12 protein-coding genes are annotated in these 15,561 nt (G+C 72.5%); 3 read left to right on the top strand and 9 right to left on the bottom strand.

The features are described from left to right. The first annotated feature begins 68 nt into the window (after positions 1–68). A complete protein-coding gene (locus tag ABD086_RS12545) occupies positions 69–7,091 on the top strand; it encodes an ExeM/NucH family extracellular endonuclease (RefSeq protein WP_343907880.1) in 7,023 nt (2,340 codons plus the stop codon). A 26-nt stretch (positions 7,092–7,117) separates the two neighbouring features. On the opposite strand, the gene arr is transcribed toward ABD086_RS12545, so the two are convergent. The 3 genes from arr to ABD086_RS12530 form a co-directional block, all read right to left on the bottom strand. Beyond that, a complete protein-coding gene (arr, locus tag ABD086_RS12540) occupies positions 7,118–7,528 on the bottom strand; it encodes an NAD(+)--rifampin ADP-ribosyltransferase (RefSeq protein WP_343907879.1) in 411 nt (136 codons plus the stop codon). 27 nt (positions 7,529–7,555) lie between these two features. Continuing rightward, positions 7,556–8,530 (bottom strand): general stress protein, encoded by a 975-nt coding sequence (locus ABD086_RS12535; RefSeq protein ID WP_343907878.1) that lies wholly within the window; start codon positions 8,528–8,530, stop codon positions 7,556–7,558. 149 nt (positions 8,531–8,679) lie between these two features. After that, the gene (locus tag ABD086_RS12530) at positions 8,680–8,892 is read right to left on the bottom strand and encodes a hypothetical protein (RefSeq protein WP_343907877.1); all 213 of its coding nucleotides are present in this window, start codon (positions 8,890–8,892) and stop codon (positions 8,680–8,682) included. Between the two features lie 255 nt (positions 8,893–9,147). On the opposite strand from ABD086_RS12530, the gene ABD086_RS12525 reads away from it, so the two are divergent. Together ABD086_RS12525 and ABD086_RS12520 are read left to right on the top strand one after the other, a co-directional pair. Further along, positions 9,148–10,554, top strand: a complete 1,407-nt coding sequence (locus ABD086_RS12525) for a hypothetical protein (RefSeq protein ID WP_343907876.1) — start codon at positions 9,148–9,150, stop codon at positions 10,552–10,554. 27 nt (positions 10,555–10,581) lie between these two features. Further along, positions 10,582–11,508, top strand: coding sequence for a Vgb family protein (locus ABD086_RS12520; protein WP_343907875.1), 927 nt, complete (start codon positions 10,582–10,584; stop codon positions 11,506–11,508). 1 nt (position 11,509) lies between these two features. Here ABD086_RS12520 and hisF read toward each other — a convergent pair whose 3' ends face one another. From hisF to ABD086_RS12490, 6 genes are all read right to left on the bottom strand, one after another. Further along, entirely contained in the window at positions 11,510–12,286 is a 777-nt protein-coding gene (gene hisF, locus ABD086_RS12515; protein WP_343907874.1) for an imidazole glycerol phosphate synthase subunit HisF, read from the bottom strand. Next, positions 12,283–13,029 carry a bifunctional 1-(5-phosphoribosyl)-5-((5-phosphoribosylamino)methylideneamino)imidazole-4-carboxamide isomerase/phosphoribosylanthranilate isomerase PriA gene (priA, locus tag ABD086_RS12510; protein WP_343907873.1) on the bottom strand — a complete coding sequence of 249 codons (747 nt, stop codon included), beginning with the start codon at positions 13,027–13,029 and terminating at the stop codon, positions 12,283–12,285. The genes hisF and priA overlap by 4 nt, the downstream gene beginning before the upstream one ends. A 5-nt stretch (positions 13,030–13,034) precedes the next feature. Next, positions 13,035–13,361, bottom strand: a complete 327-nt coding sequence (locus ABD086_RS12505) for a hypothetical protein (RefSeq protein WP_343907872.1) — start codon at positions 13,359–13,361, stop codon at positions 13,035–13,037. Between the two features lie 10 nt (positions 13,362–13,371). Next, complete coding sequence (hisH, locus tag ABD086_RS12500) at positions 13,372–14,007, bottom strand: imidazole glycerol phosphate synthase subunit HisH (RefSeq protein WP_343907871.1); 636 nt, start codon at positions 14,005–14,007, stop codon at positions 13,372–13,374. Continuing rightward, positions 14,004–14,603 (bottom strand): imidazoleglycerol-phosphate dehydratase HisB, encoded by a 600-nt coding sequence (hisB, locus tag ABD086_RS12495; RefSeq protein ID WP_343907870.1) that lies wholly within the window; start codon positions 14,601–14,603, stop codon positions 14,004–14,006. Before hisB ends, hisH begins: the two co-directional genes overlap by 4 nt. After that, positions 14,600–15,561: histidinol-phosphate transaminase (locus ABD086_RS12490; protein WP_343907868.1), on the bottom strand; the 962-nt coding region annotated here is incomplete at its 5' end. The genes ABD086_RS12490 and hisB, both read right to left, overlap by 4 nt.

Here is a 15,561-nt window from a genome sequence, read left to right as displayed (position 1 = left end):
GAGCCTCCAGCACCACCCGCCGCCTCGGCTGCCTCGTCGTACCCGCAGGCTTCCGAAAGGTCACTCGCGTGTCCGTGCCCACCCGATCCACGCGCCCCCGCCGCACCGGACTCCTCGCTCTGGTCCTCGCCCTCGTCGCCTCGCCGGTCGCGCTGCTGGCTGCTCCCGCCCAGGCGGTCCCGAGCACCAGCATCGTGATCAGCGAGATCTTCGGCGGCAACGGCGCCGGCAACCTGTACAACCAGGACTTCATCGAGCTCTACAACCCGACGAGCAGTGCCGTGAACGTCAACGGCTGGTCGGTGCAGTACCGCGCGGCCACGTCGAGCAGCGGCGCGTCCTCGAAGGTCGACCTGACCGGTTGGATCCCGGCCGGGAGCTACTACCTGGTGGGGGGCGCCTCCACGGCGCCGACGACGGCGGGGACGATCTCGCCCGACGCGGCGAACACGGGCATGAACCTGTCGGGCACGACCGGCGTGGTCATCCTGTCCAACCAGGGCACGCTGCTGACCAACGCCATGATCGGCGCGACGAGCAACATCGACTACAGCAGGATCGTCGACCTGGTCGGCTACGGATCGACCGCCAACGTCTACGAGAACGCGGCCACCACCTCGAGCCTCGCCGCTCCCGCGCCCAGCAACACCACGTCGATCCGGCGCACGACGGCCGACGCCGACGACAACAGCGCCGAGTTCACCACCGCCGGGTCCGGTGTCGCCGACCCGCGCAGCTGCGCGTGCGTCGCCCCGAAGGCCCTGAGGATCACCGAGGTCTACACCGAGGGCGGCACCGACGCGGCCGGCTACGACCACGACTTCGTCGAGCTCCAGAACACCGGCTCCGCCGCGCTGCCGATGGCCGGCCTGAGCCTCCAGTACCGCGCCCCGGACGGCACGGTGACCAAGCTCAAGGATCTCGCCGGCTCGCTCCCCGCCGGCAGCTACGACGTGCTCCAGCTCGGCACCTCCGGTTCCAGCGGGCAGGCCGTCCCGTTCGACCCCGGCTACGACCTGAGCGCCACCGCGCCCGACCTCGGCAAGGCCGGCGGCACCCTCTTCGTCGCGAAGAGCGCGACGGCCTTCGACACCGGGGCCGGCGCCATCGACTACGGCAGCGCGACCGGGCAGTACGTCACCGACCTGGTCGGCTGGGGTACCGCGTCGGCGTACGAGACCACGGCCGCCGACGCCGGCAACCTCACCGGGACCACCTCGCTGGCCCGGGCGGCCGGCGGCGTCGACACCGACGACAACTCCGCAGACCTCGCCTCCGCCGACCTCAGCCCGAACGCGAGCACGGTCGTCCCGGTCCGGACGATCCCGCAGATCCAGGGCACCGGCGCCACCACGCCGCTCAACGGCGCGACCGTGGCGACGAGCGGCGTCGTGACCGCGGCCTACGCGCCGGGCACCGGCAACTTCGCCGGCTTCTACCTCCAGACCGCGGGCTACGACCCGGCGAACGACGCCACCCCCGGCGCCTCGGACGGCATCTTCGTCTTCACCGGCAGCCTGCCGGTCCAGGCGGTCGGGAAGCACGTCGACATCAGCAGCGCCAAGGTCAGCGAGTTCCGCGGGATGACCGAGCTGACGGTGACCAACGCCGCCAACCTGACCGTCCGCGACGCCACTCCGGCCGAGGCGGTCGTCCCCGCGACGGTCGTCCCGGGCACCGACTGCACGATCACCGGCACCAGCACCGACTGCCTCACCGGCGCTGCCCTCGAGGCGGCCCGCGAGGCCCACGAGGGCGAGCTCTTCCTGCCGGCCGACCCGTACACGGTCTCGGACTCCTACGACGGCAGCCCGTGGACCCAGTCGGGCAGCGAGGGCTTCCAGATGAAGGGCGAGATCGGGCTGGCGGCGAACTCGGCGACGCCGCTGATGATCCCGACCGAGCTCGCGAACCCGACGGACGACGCGGCCCTGCACGCGGCGATCGGCCAGTTCAACGCCGCCCACATGATCACCCTCGACGACGGCGCCAACGTCGACTACTCGTCCACCACCGGTACGGCGTTCCCGTGGCTGACCGGGCCCGGCCACACCGTGCGGATCGGCGCCGACGTCACGTTTGCCCAGCCGGTCGTGCTGGACTTCCGCAACGACCTGTGGAAGCTCCAGCCGCGGTCCAAGGTCGACGGCGGCACGGACGGGAGCGCCCAGGGCATCACGATCGAGCAGGACCGTCCGGCGACGCCGGAGAACGTCGGCGGGAACGTCAAGATCGCGACGTTCAACATGCTCAACTACTTCGTCGACGACGCCGAGACCTGGGTCTCGCAGGGCGGTGACGCCTACCTCGGTGCCGACCGCAAGTGCACCTACTACACCGACCGCAACGGTTCCGGCGCGAGCCCGACGTTCCCGGGCCGGGTCACCGCGAACACGTGCACCTGGACCGACGGCCGCGGCGTGGTGCCCCCGGCGACGCCGGTCAAGGACGGCGCCCCGGGCCCGCGCGGGGCCGCGCAGAAGTGCGGCTGCGCCGACCTGACCGACGCGAAGGCGGACTTCGAGCGCCAGCAGGCCAAGGAGATCCGGGCGATCAACACCATGGACGCCGACGTGATGAGCCTGGAGGAGGTCGAGAACGCGATCAAGCTCGGGTACGCCGACCGCGACCGGGCCGTGACCCACCTGGTGGACGTCCTGAACGCCGACTGGAACACCAACCACCCGGGCGACACGAACCCGACGCCGCGCTGGGCCTACGCCCCGAGCCCGCGGCTCGAGGCGCAGCCGACGATCGCCGAGCAGGACGCGATCCGCTCCGCGTTCATCTACAACCCGCGGGTCGTGGAGACCGTCGGCCGGTCGGAGATCCTCGTGAACTCCGCGCCGTTCCGCAACGCCCGCGAGCCGCTCGCCCAGGCGTTCAAGCGCGTGGGCGGCAACCGCGACGACGGCTTCATCGTCATCGTCAACCACTTCAAGTCCAAGGGTGGACCGACCGACATCTCGACGGTCCTGGGCACCGACAACAACGACAAGGGCGACGGCGCCGGCTACTACAACGGCGACCGCATCCGGCAGGCCAGGGCGCTGGACGCCTTCGCGCAGTCGGTCTCCGAGGACAAGGGCATCCCGGCGGTGTTCCTGACCGGTGACTACAACGCCTACAGCAAGGAGGACCCGGTCCTCACGCTGGAGGACGCCGGCTGGCACGAGCTCGCGCCCGACAACCACCAGAAGTCCTACTCCTTCGGCGGCCTGATGGGCTCGCTCGACCACGTGTTCGCCAACGACGCCGCGGTCGGCATGGTCACCGGGCAGACCGTGTGGGCGATCAACGCGAACGAGCCGGTGTACTACGAGTACAGCCGCTACAACTACAACGTCACCAACCTGTACGACGGCACCACGCCGTTCCGCGCGTCGGACCACAACCCGGAGATCATCGGCGTGAACGCGCCGCTGAACCCGCCGCCGGCCGACGTCGACACCGTCCAGGTCCTGGCCTCGAACGACTTCCACGGCCGGATCCTCGACGACCCGGGCAGCGCCGCGGCCGGTGCCGCCGCAATGGCGGGCGCCGTCAAGGGCCTGCGCGCCGACAACCCGGACACCATCTTCGCGATGGCCGGCGACATCATCGGCGCCTCGACGTTCGAGTCGTTCATCGCCCAGGACCAGCCGACGCTGGATGCCCTCAACGAGGCCGGCCTCGACGTCTCGTCCGCGGGCAACCACGAGTTCGACAAGGGCTACCACGACCTGAGGGACCGGGTCATGTCGGACGACGGCGCCGACTGGCCGTACCTTGCCGCCAACGTGCGGCTGCGCGCCGACGACAGCTACGCGCTCGCGCCGGAGCACACGGCCCGCTCCTACGAGCACTCGAACGGCGCCACCTGGTGGAAGGAGCTGCCGGACGGCCACACCGTCGGGTTCGTCGGCGCCGTCACCGAGGACCTGCCGTCGCTGGTCGCCCCGAGCGCCCTGGCCGACGTCTACCTCACGCACATCGTCGACGAGGTCAACGCCTCGGCCGAGGACCTGAAGACCGACGGCTGTGGCGGGGCGCCCTGCGACCTCGTGGTGATGCTCGTGCACGAGGGCGCCCCGGCTCCCGACTGCTCGACCGTCCTCGACCCGGGCAACCGCTTCGGCCAGATCGTCGCGGACGTCGACCCGACCGTCGACGCCATCGTGTCCGGGCACACCCACCTGAAGTACAACTGCAAGCAGGACGTGCCCGGCTGGTCCGGCCGGACCGTCACCCAGCGACCGGTCGTCTCGGCCGGCCAGTACGGCTCGTACCTCAACCAGCTCGAGTTCGACTACGCGCCGGGCACCGACGACCTGCTCGACATCCGCCAGCACGTGCTGGCGATGAAGGACTACGACCCGGACGGCGCCACCCAGGACATCGTCGACGCCGCCGTCGACAACGCCAACGTCCAGGGCGCGGTCAGCCTCGGCAGCGAGACCGGGCCGTTCCAGCGGGCCCGCCGGCAGGACCCGACCACCAGCACGGTGGTCGAGAACCGCGGTGGCGAGTCGACGCTCGGCAACCTGGTCGCCGAGATCCAGCGCTGGAGGACCGGCGCCCAGATCGCGTTCATGAACCCGGGCGGCCTGCGCGCCGACCTGCTGGGCAGCGGCAGCTACCCGTCGGACATCACCTACCGGCAGGCTGCCGACGTGCAGCCGTTCGCCAACACGCTGATGACCCTCGACCTGACCGGCGCCCAGATCAAGACGGTGCTCGAGCAGCAGTGGCAGCGCGACCCGGACGGCAACGTCCCGTCGCGGCCGTTCCTGCGGCTCGGCACCTCGAAGGGCTTCCAGTTCGCCGCCGACCCGAACCGCCCCGAGGGCGACCGGATCACCGGCATGTGGCTGGACGGCGAGCCGATCGACGCGTCCGCGACGTACCACGTGGCCGCGACCAACTTCCTGGTCGACGGCGGCGACAACTTCCGCGGCCTCACCGCCGGGACCCACAAGCAGGACACCGGGTTCACCGACCTGCAGGCGACCGTCGACTACCTCGCCGCGCACCCGACGGTGAGCCCCGACTTCGCCCAGCACGCGGTGGACGTCGTCCTCGGCACCGTCCCGGACGGCGGGTTCGTCGCCGGTGACGCCGTCACCCTGGACGTCTCGTCCCTGGCGATGACCGGCGACCAGGTCCAGGCCGACACCCAGGACAGCACCGTCCGGGTCTACGCCGGCGACACGCCGGTCGGCCCGGCCGCGACCGTCGGCAACGCGCTGCGGAGCGTGCCGGACGACGCGGCCGGCACCGCCCACGTGACGTTCACGGTGCCGGCCGGCGTGACCGGCCCGACGACGACGTTCCTGCTCAGGGGGGATCGGAGCGGCACGTCGTTCCCGATCACGATCCCCACGCGCGACAACCGGACGGCCACGACGGTCTCCGCCGGTGACGTCACCGTGGCGTACGGCCAGCCCGTGGACCTGCAGGTCGAGGTCGCGCCGGCCACGGCGACCGGCGCGGTCACCGTCAAGGACGGCGGCACCGTCCTCGGCACGGTGACCCTGGCGGGCGGCGCGGGTGCGTTCACCCTCCCGGCCGGCTCCCTCGAGCCCGGCGCGCACACGCTGACGCTCGGCTACGGCGGCGACGACGCCCACCAGCCGTCGACCGCCGCGGTCCACGTCACGGTCGACAAGGCCACCCCGGTGGTGGAGGCGACGGCCTCCCCCGCCACCGTCGACCCGGGCCAGACCTCGACGGTCCTGGTGCAGGTGTCCGCGACCGGGGTCACCCCGACCGGCACCGTCACCTGCTCGGCCCCGGGGATGTCCGACGTGGTCGCGACGCTCGCCGACGGCGGCGCCAGCTGCGCGGTCGGGCCGTGGAGCACGGCGGGCAACCGGACCGTCACCGTCTCCTACGGCGGCGACGCCCGCACCGCGGCCGGCGCGGCCGCGGCGACCGTCACGGTCGCCAAGGTCGCCCCGACCGTCAGCGCGCTCGCGGCGCCGAGCACGGTCACGCAGAACACCGGCACCTCGCAGGTCACGGTCACCGTGTCCTCGGCCGGCGTGACCCCGACCGGCACGGTCACCTGCGACGACGGCAGCCCTGCCGACGTCACGCTGGCCGACGGCACCGCCACCTGCACCGTCGGCCCGTTCGACACGACCGGGACGAAGACCGTGACGCTCACGTACTCCGGCGACGCGAACACCGCTGCCGGCAGCACCACGGTCGCGATCAGCGTGACCCCGCCCGGTGGCGGCGGCGGGAGCCAGGTCGAGACCACCGTCTCCGGCCAGGCGGACCCGATCGTCTGGGGCGAGGACGGCGAGGTGGAGATCCGCGTCCGGTCGAAGGAGCGCACCACCGGCGTCGTGACGCTGGACGAGGCGGGCACCCCGGTCGGGAGCGCCAGCGTGGCGAGGAACGGCAAGGCGGAGATCGTGGTCCCGGCCAAGGCACTCGCGGTCGGCAGCCACACGCTGACCCTGAAGTACTCCGGCGACGCGAAGAACAAGCCGTCCTCCGCGACGGTGTCCGTCCAGGTGGTGAAGGCCGACTCGACGACGAGCATCTCGGTCGACCGGTACGTGGTGAAGGTGCACCAGGGCGCGGTCTCGGTGACCGCCAGGGTCCGGTCCTCGGCGGGCACGCCGGGCGGGTCGGTGGTGTTCTCCGCCGACGGCGTCGCGGTCGCGACGGTCCCGGTCGCCGCGGACGGCACCGCCAACGCCCTCGTCGGCCCGTTCGACAGCGTCGGCCCGCACCTGGTGACGGTCCGCTACACCGGCGACGCCAACACCCGCGCGTCCGACGCCGGCACCGTCGTCCTCGCCACCAAGGCGACGCCGGCGATGACGGTCGACCGCAGCCCGGACGTCGTCGTCCGCAACCAGACGCGCGTCGTCCTCGACGTGAGCCTGACGGCCCCCGGGCAGGTCGTCACCGGCGACGTCCGGGTCACCGGGTCGTCGCTCGGCTCGATCCAGGGCACCCTCGTCGACGGCGCCGTGACCCTCACGCTGCCGGTGTTCCGGAAGGACGGGAGGGTCGACCTCTCGGTCGACTACCTGGGCAACCGGGACAACGAGCGGGTGTCGCGGACGGTGTCGTTCGTGGTGCTGAGGGGCTGAGGCCGCTGGGGTGTCGCGACCTCCGGTCAGTTGATGATCTCGCCGCGCTCGTCGGCCAGGATCGCCGCCAGCCGGTCGCGCCACCCCTGCAGCGCCTCGGGGCTGAGGCGAGGCCAGTCAGCGACCTCGCCGACGACCCTCAGCGGCTCGGTGCTGCGGTAGGACCGGGTGGGGTTGCCGGGGAACTTCTTGTCGGTCACGTTCGGGTCGTTCTCGAAGGGTCCCGTCGGCTCGACGGCGTACACCCGTGGCTCGCCGTCGCCCGAGGCGAGCTCCGCGGCGAGCCCGGCACCGTCCGGCAGCGCCGTGAAGTAGATGTGGTTCATCACCACCTCGGGCCGGTAGTTCGACCGGTACCCGGCGGTGAGCAGGTCGCCGACCTGCAGGTCGGCCTTGGTGCCGTGGAAGAACGGGCCCTCGTCCAGGACGTCGGTCACCGGATCAGCGTAGGCGGGCGGACGCCTTCAGGTCCGCTTGGTCAGCAGCATGTCCTTCGACACGGTGAGGTGGACGGTGTTGCCCTCGACCCTGTCGATCTGGGTGGCGGAGACGTACGCGTCGCGGGCGAACAGGCCCTTGCGGTCGACCTTGAGGTAGCCGGTGAGCATCAGCCGCGCAGCGAACGGGCCCGGCACGTCCGGCATCACGGAGGGGTCCTCGCCCTGGAGGGTGATCGCCTCCGGCTCGCCCAGCTTGACGAACTCGACCTTGCCGACCTCCTCGCCGTTCACGTCCACGACCTTCATGCCCTCGTAGACCTGCTCGATCGGCCCGATCCGGTCGATGGATCCGCGGTACTCGTCGTGCCGCTGGACGTCGGTGCTGCCCAGCTCGGTCAGCAGCCGCTGTGCCCGGGCCACCTCCTCCTCGGTGCCGTGGACGACCAGCAGGTAGTGGCCGGTGCGCACCAGCTCCTCGTACTTCGGGAGGTAGTTCTTGGCCACGAAGTGTCCGAGGAGGGCGCCGACCGCGCCCCCCAGCAGGGCGCCCTGCGCGGCGCCGACAGCGGCCGCCGCCAGCGGACCGAGGACGACGAGGGGGCCGACACCCGGGATGAAGAGCATCGCGGCCCCGGTCAGGATGCCGAACAGCCCTCCCACCCAGGCCCCCGTCGCCGCGCTGGGACCCGCGACGTCACCGGTCGTGACGAACCCGTTGATCCGGATCTCGCTCTCCATGTCCTTGCCGATGATCGAGATCCGGTCGACCGGGAAGTCCCGCTTGGCGAGCGCGATGACCGCCTGCTCGGCGGCGGCGAGGTCGGGGAAGACCGCGATGACGGCCCGGTCGTCCGCGCCGACCGGACGGGAGTCGGTGGTCGGCGGATCGCTGCCGAGGGTGCGAGAGGGATCCACCTGCGTGACCTGCCGCGTGCCCGGGTCGGTGCCCGGCTCCGTGCCCGCGGGATCGGCTTCGGTCCGGGTGACGGGTTCGGTCATGACGCCCTCCTCGAGTGCTCCGACCAACCGGCCGTGTCGCATCGCCCGGTCGCGGGCGCGCTGTCCCCCACCGTGGCTCGAAGTGGCAGTCCTCGCATCCCGCGATCGGGGGTCTTTGCGCCGAGGGGCTGGGCCGCCCGAGCGGATCATCAGGAGGTGTGGTTGCCCAGCCAGGCGAGGTAGCACACGAAGACGATCGCCTCGATGACCGATCCGAGGCCGAATCCCATCGCGAGGCCGACACCCCAACGCCGGGACTCCTTCCTGCGGCCGAGGACAAGGCCGGTCACGATCCCGGCGATCCCGAGCACCCAGGACGCGAGGACCGCACGGGTGGTGGTCTGGTCACCGATCTCCGCCATTCCCAGCAGACGGTCACGTACCCGACGCAGGACAGCGCGGCGACCGTGGCGGTCGTCCATCTCGGTGACGTTGCGACCGGGGCGTTCATCGGACTCGCCACGCGCCACCTCCGGAACCATCGCCTGGGACGGGCGTCCGGCGCCTGGGTGCTGAGTCCATATCCCTATTGTCGGCGCGCGCTCGCTGGATCGGACCCTGATGAGGCGATCCACGCTGGTCTTGTATTCGAACAGGTGTTCTAGTATGATGTCGCCATGGTCGTCTTGATCAGCGAAGACAGCCCGGCGGCGGTGCTCGCCGCGAGCGAGGCCGCGCTGACCGAGCGCCGGACGGCTCAGGTCAAGGACCTGCTGCTGGTCCTGCAGTGGGCCGACCTGCACGGTGGCGACCCGCAGCGCGAGCCGGGCGCCGTTCCCGCCCGCTTCGGCGGCGACAAGCTCGTCGAGCTCGGGGGTGACGGCACTCCGAGCGTCCAGGACCTCTGCGTGCACGAGCTTGCGATCGCCCGGCAGACCCACCCGATGGCGACCCGGTCGACCATGGCGGACGCCCTCGACCTCCGCCACCGGCTCCCCCGGGTCTGGGCGCAGGTGGTCGAGCTCGCGTGCGAGCCCTGGGTGGCGTGCAAGGTCGCCCGGATGTCGCGGCGGCTGGACCGCCACCAGGTCGAGGTCGTGGACGCGGCGGTCGCCGAAGCGATCGGCGGGCAGTCGCCCGGGCGGGTGCTGACGATCGCCGAGGCGAAGGTCATCGAGGCCGACACCGCCGCCCACGCCGCCCGGCTGGAGGAGGAGCGCCGCCGGCGCGGCGTGTGGCTGAGCGTCACCGACGTGGAGACCGGCACCCGGGGCGTGTTCGCCCGCGTCGAGCCGAGCGACGCCGTGTGGGTCGACGCGATGCTCGAGCGGATCGTCGACGCGTTCCTGGCCCGGCCCGACATCCTGCGCGCCCACCACCCGGACCTGCCCGCGGCCCTCGACGACCTGAGCCGCGACGAGCTGCGTGCGATCGCGTTCGGCTGGCTGGCCCGGCCGGACGACGTTCGCGAGCTGCTGGCGGGCGCCGAGGTCCGGCGCAAGCCGCACCACAGCGCCGTCGTCTACCTTCACCTCCACGAGAGCGCCGTCGCCGGGACGTCGAACGGCATGGCCCGGGTCGAGCGCCTCGGCCCGATGCTGCTCGAGCAGGTCACCCGGCTGCTCGGACACGCCCAGGTGACCGTCAAGCCGGTGCTCGACCTCGACGAGCACACCAGCGTCAACGCCTACGAGTTCCCGTCCGAGATCTCCGAGCGCACTCGGCTGCGGTGCGTGGGGGACGTCTTCCCGTATGCCGCGGGCGTCGACACGATGACCGGCCGGTACGACGACGACCACGCGGTCCCGTTCGACCCCGGTGGACCACCCGGGCAGACCGGCGACCACAACGACGCCCCGCTCTCCCGGTCGAACCACCGGGCCAAGACCCATCGCGGCTATCGCCTCAGACAGATCGACGACGGCACCTACCTGTGGACCAGCCCGCACGGCCTCCACCGCCTCGTGGACCCCACCGGCACCTACCGGGTGACCGACACCGACGTGTGGATGCTGGAGCACGCCGACGAGCTCGACGCTGCCCTCGACCGCCTGTACAACGAACTGGTCACGACCGTCTCCTGATCGCGCGCCCACGGGCACGCTGACGCCATGAGACGAGCCCTGCCCGCGGCTGCCGTCGTCCTCGCGGCCGCCCTCACGGGGTGTGGCGGCTCGGACGAGGGCCTGATGCCGGCGGACGGCGCCTCGACCGTCACCGAGCTGGACTCCGGGGCAGTCGGCGTTGCCGACGTCGGCGGAGACGCCTGGCTCGTGCAGCCCGAGGCGGGGACGGTGCTGCCCGGGGACGGCGACCCGATCGACGTGGGCGAGGCGCCGCTGCGGATCGTGAGCACCCCGGACGGCGTGTGGGTGAGCGTGATCCGGGACGGCACCGTCGTCCGCATCGACCCCGCGACGGGGGACGTCGACACCACGGTGGAGCTGAAGCCGGAGGGCAGCGAGCCCGAGGGGCTCGCGTGGGACGGCGAGCACCTGTGGGTGGTCGACCAGGCGGGTGGCCGCGTCGTCGAGCTGGACCCGGACGGAGCGGTGGTGGCCGCGTTCCGGACCGATGACGAGCCGCGCCTGGTCGCCGCCGGCGACTCCGGGGTGTGGGTGGCGAACTACGGCGGCACGTCGGTGTCCCGGATCGCCGACGGGACGGTCCGGACGGTCCGGCTCACCTCCTGCGTCGGCCCGCAGGGCATCGCCGAGGTGGCCGGGCGCGTCTGGGTGTCCTGCACGCTGAGCGGCAAGGCGGTCGCCCTCGACGCCGGGACCATGAAGCCGGTCGCCGACGTCCGCGACCTGCCCGACGCCGACGCGGTCGTCGGCCACGACGACACGGTGTACGTCGTGGGCCAGGCCGGGCCGACCGTCTACGTCCTCGACGCCGCCACCGGCCAGCTGCGCGACACCGTGCGCCTCGACGACGCGACGCCGACGTCCGAGAACGTCGGGGCCGCGGTGGTCGGCGGCGACCTGGTCGTCACGCACCCGGACGTGCGGCGGGTCTACACGCTGCCGTTGCCGTAGCTCAGCGCACCGGGTGGCCGGCGTCCGCCAGCGCCGTCTTCACGTCCGCGATCCGCAGGGTGCCGAAGTGGAACACGGTGGCCGCGAGGACGGCGTCCGCGCCGGCGTCGACCGCGGGCGGGAAGTGCTCGACCGCACCGGCGCCGCCGGAGGCGATGATCGGGATGGTGACCTCGCGGCGCACGGCGCGGATCAGCTCGAGATCGAAGCCGTTCTCGGTGCCGTCGGCGTCCATCGCGTTGAGCAGGATCTCCCCCGCGCCCAGCTCGGTGGCCCGGACCGCCCACTCGATCGCGTCGAGGCCGGCGGACTTGCGGCCCCCGTGCGTGGTGACCTCGAAGCCGGACGGCGTGCCGGGCCCGCGGCGGGCGTCGACCCTTCTCGCATCGACGGAGAGCACGAGGACCTGGTTGCCGAACCGGTCCGCGATCTCGGCGACCAGCTCGGGGCGGTGGATCGCCGCGGTGTTGACCGCGACCTTGTCGGCCCCGGCGCGCAGCAGCCGGTCGACATCCTCGACCGACGACACTCCCCCGCCGACGGTCAGCGGGATGAAGACCTCCTCGGCGGTCCGGGACACGATCTCCATCGTGGTCGCCCGGCCCTCGTGCGAGGCGGAGATGTCGAGGAAGGTCAGCTCGTCGGCGCCCTCGGCGTCGTACGTCCGAGCCAGCTCGACCGGGTCCCCGGCGTCGCGGAGCTCCCGGAAGTTGATGCCCTTCACGACCCGGCCCGCGTCGACGTCCAGGCACGGAATCACGCGTACGGCGAGCGTCACTCCGCCCTCCCCCGGGCCCCTCGCGTCAGCTCCAGCGCGTCCTCGAGCGTGAACCGCCCCTCGTACAGCGCGGTCCCGGCGATCGCACCCTCGACGCCCTCGGGCACCAGCGCCATCAGCGCCCGGATGTCGTCGAGCGTGGTGACGCCGCCCGACGCGACCACCGGCGCGGAGGTCGCGGCGCACACGTCGCGCAGGAGCTGCAGGTTGGGGCCGGCGAGCATGCCGTCCTTGTTGACGTCGGTGACGACGTACCGGGCACAGCCCTCCGAGTCGAGGCGGGCCAGCGTCTCGTAGAGGTCGCCGCCCTCCTGGGTCCACCCGCGCGCCGCGAGCGTCCGGCCGCGTACGTCGAGGCCGATCGCGACCCGGTCGCCGTGCTCGGCGATGACCCGCGCGCACCACTCCGGCTGCTCGAGCGCGGCGGTGCCGATGTTGACCCGCCGGCAGCCGGTCGCCAGCGCGGCCGCCAGCGACTCGTCGTCGCGGATGCCGCCGCTCATCTCGACCTTGATGTCGAGCGCGCCGACGATCTCCGCCTGCAGCTCGCGGTTGGAGCCGCGGCCGAACGCCGCGTCGAGGTCGACGAGGTGGATCCACTCGGCACCGGCGTCCTGCCAGCGCATCGCGGCGGCGACCGGGTCGCCGTACACGCGCTCGGAGCCCGCGACGCCCTGGGCGAGCTGGACGGCGCGGCCCTCGGTGATGTCGACGGCGGGGAGGAGCTCGAGATAGTCGGACACAGCCATCACTTTCGGGTCATCAGGACGTGGACGAGCGGGAGCAGCAGGACGGTCAGGAGCAGCGCCAGGGACCGGAGGTACCAGTCGTCGGTCGCGAACCAGACCAGCGCGTTGAGGACGACGCCGGCGAGCACCAGGACCCGGCCCTGGGTGCGCCGGCGCTCGGCGAGGATGCCCGACGGTCCGCGGCGCCGCCTGGGCAGGCGCGACGTCATCGCGCGGAGGCGGGCGTCCCGGCGCTCCCGGCGCTCGGCCTCGGCGGCCCGGGCCGCGGCGAGGACGGCGGCCTCGCGCTCGCGCTCGGCGCGCCGCTGGGCCCGCTCCTTGCTCACGACGCGGGCCTCACAGCGACTCCACCCAGTTGCGCAGCAGGGCAGCACCGGCGTCGCCGGACTTCTCCGGGTGGAACTGGGTCGCCGACAGCGGGCCGTTCTCGACCGCGGCCACGAACCGGTCGCCACCGTGCGTGGTCCAGTGCACCAGGGGCGCGCGGGTGCGGTCGTTGGTCTGCAGGGTCCAGTCGCGGACGCCGTACGAGTGCACGAAGTAGAACCGCTCCTGCTCGATCCCGCGGAACAGCGTGCTGCCCGCCGCGACGTCGACCGTGTTCCAGCCCATGTGCGGCACCACCGGCGCCTGCAGCCGCTCGACGACGCCCGGCCACTCGTCGCAGCCCTCGGTCTCCACGCCGTGCTCCACTCCGCGCTCGAACAGGATCTGCATCCCGACGCAGATGCCGAGCACCGGCCGCCCGCCGGCCAGCCGCCGGCCGATCACCTCGTGCCCGCGGATCGCACGCAGCCCCTCCATGCAGGCCGCGAACGCGCCCACGCCGGGGACGACGAGCCCGTCGGCGTCCTGGGCCAGCGCGCGGTCGGACGTGAGCGTCACCTCGGCGCCGGCGCGCTCGACCGCGCGCACGGCGGAGCGGAGGTTCCCCGACCCGTAGTCGAGGACCACGACGTTCGGACGGGTCACAGACTGCCCTTCGTGGACGGCACGCCGGTCTCGCGCGGGTCGATCGCGATCGCGTCGCGGAACGCCCGGGCGAACGCCTTGAACTGCGTCTCCACGATGTGGTGCGGCTCGCGGCCCGCCAGCACCCGCACGTGCAGCGCGAGGTGCGCGTGGAACGCGATCGTCTCGAAGACGTGCTGGGTCAGGGACCCGAGGTAGGCGCCCCCGAGCACGACGTACTGCTGCCCCTCCGGCTCGCCGGTGTGCACGCAGTACGGCCGCCCGGAGACGTCCACGACGGCCTGCACCAGCGCCTCGTCCAGCGGGACGGTGGCGTCACCGAACCGGCGCACGCCGGCCTTGTCGCCGAGCGCCTCGCGCAGCGCCTGCCCGAGCACGATCGCGGTGTCCTCGACGGTGTGGTGCGCGTCGATGTGGGTGTCGCCCTCGGTCTGCACGGTCAGGTCCAGCAGCGCGTGCCGGCCGAACGCGTCGAGCATGTGGTCGTAGAAGCCGACCCCGGTGGAGACGTCGGTGCGACCGGTGCCGTCGAGGTCGACCTCGACCAGCACCTTCGACTCCTTGGTCTGGCGCTCGATCCGTGCCGTCCTGCTCATGACTGCTCCTCCATGACCTGCGTCAGTGCTTCCTGGAACGCCTGCATCTCCTCGCGGGTGCCGATCGACACCCGCAGCCAGCCGTCGGGGCCGGTCTCCCGGATCAGCACACCCCGGTCGAGCAGCCCCTGCCACACAGCATGACGGTCCGGGAAGGTCCCGAACAACGCGAAGTTCGCGTCGGTGTCGGCCACGGTGAGCCCCCGACCGCGCAGCCAGTCGACGGTGCGGTCACGCTCGGCGCGCAGCTCGTCGACCTTGCCGAGCAGCTCGGGGGCGTGCCGCAGCGCCGCGAGCGCGGTCGCCTGGGTGACGGCGGAGAGGTGGTACGGCAGCCGCACGACCCGGATCGCGTCACAGATCTCCGGCGCGGCGGCGAGGTACCCGACCCGGGCCCCGGCCAGGGCGAACGCCTTGCTCATGGTGCGCGACACGACCAGGTTGCGGTGCCGCGGCAGCAGCTCCAGCGCGCTCGGCGTGCCGGCGCGGCGGAACTCGCCGTACGCCTCGTCGACGACCACGATCCCGCTCTGCTCGTTGCCGGCCGCGGCCTCGCAGAGCGTGGTCACCGCGTCCAGCGGCAGCGCGGTGCCGGTGGGGTTGTTCGGGCTCGGCAGCAGCACGACGCTCGGCTGCTTCTCCTTGACCAGGTCGTGCGCGTGGTCGAGGTCGAGCGCGAAGTCGCTCTCGCGGTGCCCGACCACCCACTCGGTCACCGAGTCGCGGGCGTACTCGGGATACATCGAGTACGTCGGCGCGAAGCTCAGCGCCACCCGGCCCGGGCCGCCGAAGGCCTGGAGCAGCTGGAGCATCACCTCGTTGGAGCCGTTGGCGGCCCACACCTGCTCCGGCGTGACGCCGTGGGGCGTGTCCCGGGACAGGTACGCCGCCAACGCCGTCCGCAGCTCGGTGAACTCGCGGTCCGGGTAGCGGTTCAGCGTGGTCGCCGCCGCCGCGA

Source organism: Nocardioides aquiterrae (assembly GCF_039526625.1).
In the GTDB taxonomy this organism is placed as follows: domain Bacteria; phylum Actinomycetota; class Actinomycetes; order Propionibacteriales; family Nocardioidaceae; genus Nocardioides; species Nocardioides aquiterrae.
Note: the sequence above shows the minus strand (reverse complement) of the source record. Positions and strands in the feature narration are given on the sequence as shown.